The sequence below is a fragment of the Bradyrhizobium sp. SHOUNA76 genome (assembly GCF_023006445.1).
Lineage (GTDB): Bacteria > Pseudomonadota > Alphaproteobacteria > Rhizobiales > Xanthobacteraceae > Bradyrhizobium.
This window is the reverse complement of the sequence record NZ_JALBHA010000590.1, coordinates 1-3583: the sequence shown is the minus strand read 5'-3', so window position 1 is coordinate 3583 and position 3583 is coordinate 1. Positions and strand designations below refer to the sequence as shown.

General features: G+C 63.9%; 4 protein-coding genes. 2 read left to right on the top strand and 2 right to left on the bottom strand.

All coding sequences use genetic code 11. From position 1 onward, the window contains the following. Positions 1-371 precede the first annotated feature (371 nt). Both MOV74_RS33840 and MOV74_RS33835 read left to right on the top strand, forming a co-directional pair. Positions 372-1772 carry a selenium-binding family protein gene (locus MOV74_RS33840; RefSeq protein ID WP_246931328.1) on the top strand — a complete coding sequence of 467 codons (1401 nt, stop codon included), beginning with the start codon at positions 372-374 and terminating at the stop codon, positions 1770-1772. Between the two features lie 83 nt (positions 1773-1855). Then, positions 1856-2443, top strand: coding sequence for a hypothetical protein (locus tag MOV74_RS33835; protein ID WP_246931327.1), 588 nt, complete (start codon positions 1856-1858; stop codon positions 2441-2443). Positions 2444-2446: 3 nt separating this feature from the next. Here the strand turns inward: MOV74_RS33835 and MOV74_RS33830 are convergent, their stop codons facing one another. Both MOV74_RS33830 and MOV74_RS33825 read right to left on the bottom strand, forming a co-directional pair. Continuing rightward, entirely contained in the window at positions 2447-3151 is a 705-nt protein-coding gene (locus MOV74_RS33830; protein ID WP_246931326.1) for a DUF1045 domain-containing protein, read from the bottom strand. Between the two features lie 18 nt (positions 3152-3169). Next, positions 3170-3583, bottom strand: a 414-nt coding sequence (locus MOV74_RS33825) for an amidohydrolase family protein (protein ID WP_246931325.1), incomplete at its 5' end; no start/stop codon positions are given.

Genomic DNA, 3583 nt, shown 5'->3' with positions numbered 1-3583 from the left:
ACCCGGTCTGCCGCCAGGCCACGCCTTGACGGACGCGAGCACGGCGTCATCATGGCAGGCGCAGGCGATCCGTACGGCTCAAAACACCGCCGCCATTTAATGGTTGCTACGAGGGCTGCGGGTGGAGGAAGTCGCGCGGATATACTCAACCGTCGTCCCGGATAAGCTCCGCGAAGCGGAGCGCTGATCCGCATTTCGGCCGAAGGCGTCGAATTAGCGCGGCCCTAGCCGTTTCCCGCAGCTCCGCGATGGCATATTGTACGCTCGCCAACCGGCCCTGCGGAGGATGCCAAGACATCGCGTAATACCTCTTCTTTTGCCGTTATCCCGAGCCAGGTTGGAGCGAACCGACAGAACAGGGAGGCAGTGCCATGACGATGAGGCCCGATCCCACCTTCCACGCATCGCCCAAGCTTGCGATGGAGGCGCCCGCGGAGAACTTTGCATACACGTTGCTGCTCAGTCCGGATTTCTCGAAACCGGATGCCCTTGCGGTCATCGACGTCAAGCCGGGATCGCCGACCTACAGTCAGATCGTCCACACCGTGACGATGCCCAACAAGGGCGATGAGTTTCATCATTTCGGCTGGAATGCCTGCTCCTCCGCCTTGTCGCCGCTTGCGGGACACGCCTTCATCGAGCGGCGCTATCTCATCATCCCCGGGATACGCTCGTCGCGGATCTACATCATCGATACCAAGCCCGATCCGACCCAGGCCAAGATCCACAAGATCATCGAGCCCGAGGAAATCTTCAAGAAGACCGGCTACTCGCGGCCGCATACCATCCATTGCGGGCCGGACGGCATCTATGTGAGCACGCTGGGCGGCGGCGGCAAGGACGGCACCAACGGGCCTCCAGGCGTCTTCATCATGGATTGCGAGACGTTCGAGGTCCTTGGACGATGGGAGATCGACCGCGGTCCGCAGACGCTGCATTATGACTTCTGGTGGAACCTGCCGCGCGATTACATGGTGACGAGCGAATGGGCGTTGCCGCCGCAGTTCGAGAACGGGATCGTCCCGGAAGACCTGCTGTCGAACAAATATGGCCATCGTCTCCACTTCTGGGATCTGCGCGCACGTCGCAACGTCCAGACCATCGATCTCGGCGCCAACCATCAGATGGCGCTGGAGGTGCGGCCGGCGCACGATCCGGTTCGCGAATACGGCTTCGTTGGCGTTGTGGTCGACACCACCAACCTCGAAGCATCGATCTGGACATGGTGGCGCGAAGGCGGGAAATTCCATGCGGAGAAGACGGCGACGATCCCGCCCGAGCCCGCGCCGAAGGAGAAGCTCCCGCCGCTGCTGCAGGGCTTTGGTGCCGTGCCGCCGCTGGTGACCGACATCGACCTGTCGATGGATGACCGGTTCCTCTATGTCTCGTGCTGGGGCACGGGTGAAATGCGGCAGTACGACGTCAGTGATCCGCGCAAGCCGAAGCTTGCGGGCTCGGTTCACATCGGCGGCATTGCACGCCGTACGGCGCATCCGAATGGCAAGGCCTTTGCGGCCGGCCCGCAAATGGTCGAGATCAGCCGCGATGGCCGGCGCGTGTACTGGACCAATTCGCTCTATTCCACCTGGGACGACCAGTTCTATCCCGACGGGGTTCCGGGCGTGGAGGTCATGGCCAATGTCGGTCGCAACGGCGGCCTCGAGCTCGACAAGGACTACTTCGTGAGCTTCCCCGACGGATATCGCGCGCACCAGATCAGGCTCGAGGGCGGCGATTGTTCGACAGACTCGTTTTGCTACCCGTCGGTCTAGACGGGGGGCACGCGAGTCCGGCGCTTGGCTGGCTCTGGTTCGCTCTTGTTGCGAGCGGTCTCTACCACGGGGTCAATCCGGGGATGGGATGGCCGCTCGCCGTTTCGGCCGGGCTGATGGACAAGAGCCCACGCGCGCTCTTCCGCGCGTTGTGGGCACTGTCGGCCGGGCATCTTCTGGCGACGCTTCTCGTGGTGCTGCCATTCGCATTCCTGCTCGTGCTGGCCGAGTGGCAGCGTTCGATCCAGATCAGTGCGAGCCTTCTCGTCATCGCCTTCGGTGCCTATCGGTTGACCGCGCGGCGCCATCCCCGCGCGCTGGCACGAATTCCGCCGACGCAATTGGCACTCTGGTCGTTTGCCGTTGCCATTGCTCACGGCGCCGCATTGATGCTCGTGCCGATCTATCTCGGGCTCTGCCAGGCCTTGGCGCTCGATCCCGGCCATGGGGCGGCAGAGGCGCTAATGAAGGCGAATCTCGGGATGGCGGTGCTGGTGTCCTTCGTGCACGTGATCGCCATGGTCAGCGCCGGCGGATGTCTGGCGTGGCTGGTCTACCGCCATCTGGGATTGAAGTTCGTTTCGCGAAGCTGGTTCAATCTGGATGCGGTTTGGGCGACCAGCCTCGTTCTGGTCGGCGCGGTGGCGCTCGCATTCAATCTTGCGAGCTGACAGTCAATCCTGCCGCGCCAACGCCCACTCACCGATGATGCGGAAGCGAGCTTTCGCATCGTCCTGCTTGAATAGGGAGAGGCGATCGATCGCCAACGTGCCGAGACGAAGCGTCGCAAACCGCGTTCGCAACATCTCCAGGATTGCTCCACGGCGTTCTGAATCCAGCCGACCGGTGAGCGTCATGTGGAAGCGGTATTCTTCCATCACGTAAGGGTAGCCCCAGCGATCGAGATAGTCGCGCTGCCGCTCGCTCAGCTTCTCGGGTCTCCGCCGTGCACGGTCTTCCGCCGTGAGCTGGGCCCGGAACGAATCGAACTCGCGGACGCAATCGGCGGCGAGCTCTTGCAGCGCATCGACCGGCTCGGCCGGAATGACGGCAATGAAGCCGCTGATGGCATCGACGACCGGACGGATCGTTGGGATCAGTCGCGCCTTGCCGGCGAACATCGCGCAGGCGGCCATCAGCTCGGCATCAGTCCTTCCAGGCGCAAGCGCCATCGGCGCCTTCAGCGTGGCGTGAAAGCCGTATTTGCGGGGATCGGCGCTGACGTCGCGCCAATCAGGCACGACCTCCAACGCCTCGCGCGGAAACGGTAGCTCGTCGCCGGTGTAGGCATCGTAGCCGAGCAGCTCCGCGCCGAAACGCGAGAGCGCGCTGTCGCTGCCTGCGGCAAAATAGATCGCGTAACGGGGAAAACCTGTCATCGCCCGAGCATAGCCGGTTTAAGCCGCGACGACAGCCTCGCGCGGCGTCGATGCCGCTGCGAGCAGTCGTGTCGCATCCGTGAGATGGACGAGCTTGCCGCCCGCGATCACCGCAATCAGCCGCGGCCTCAGCTTCACGCCGTCATCGACCAGGAGAATGTCGGCGCGGCGGCCTTCGGCAAGCACGCCGCGATCGGCAAGGCCGGTTGCGCGCGCAGGGCCGGCGGAGACCAGATTCCAGGCTTCCGTCAGCGGCAGCACGCCATCGGCGGCGAGGCGGAACGCCGCGAGCAGCTGAGCGGGGTAATAATAGTCCGACGCCAGCACCGAGCAGAGCCCCTTGGCGATCATGTCGGAGGCCTTGGTCCAGCCGGTGTGGCTGCCGCCGCGCACGACGTTCGGCGCGCCGTAGACGATGGCATCGCCGTGGCC

Coding starts and splice junctions, on each gene's coding strand:
- MOV74_RS33840 (WP_246931328.1), top strand. CDS start 372: ATGACGATGAGGCCCGATCCCACCTTCCACGCATCGCCCAAGCTTGCG.
- MOV74_RS33835 (WP_246931327.1), top strand. CDS start 1,856: ATGGGATGGCCGCTCGCCGTTTCGGCCGGGCTGATGGACAAGAGCCCA.
- MOV74_RS33830 (WP_246931326.1), bottom strand. CDS start 3,151: ATGACAGGTTTTCCCCGTTACGCGATCTATTTTGCCGCAGGCAGCGAC.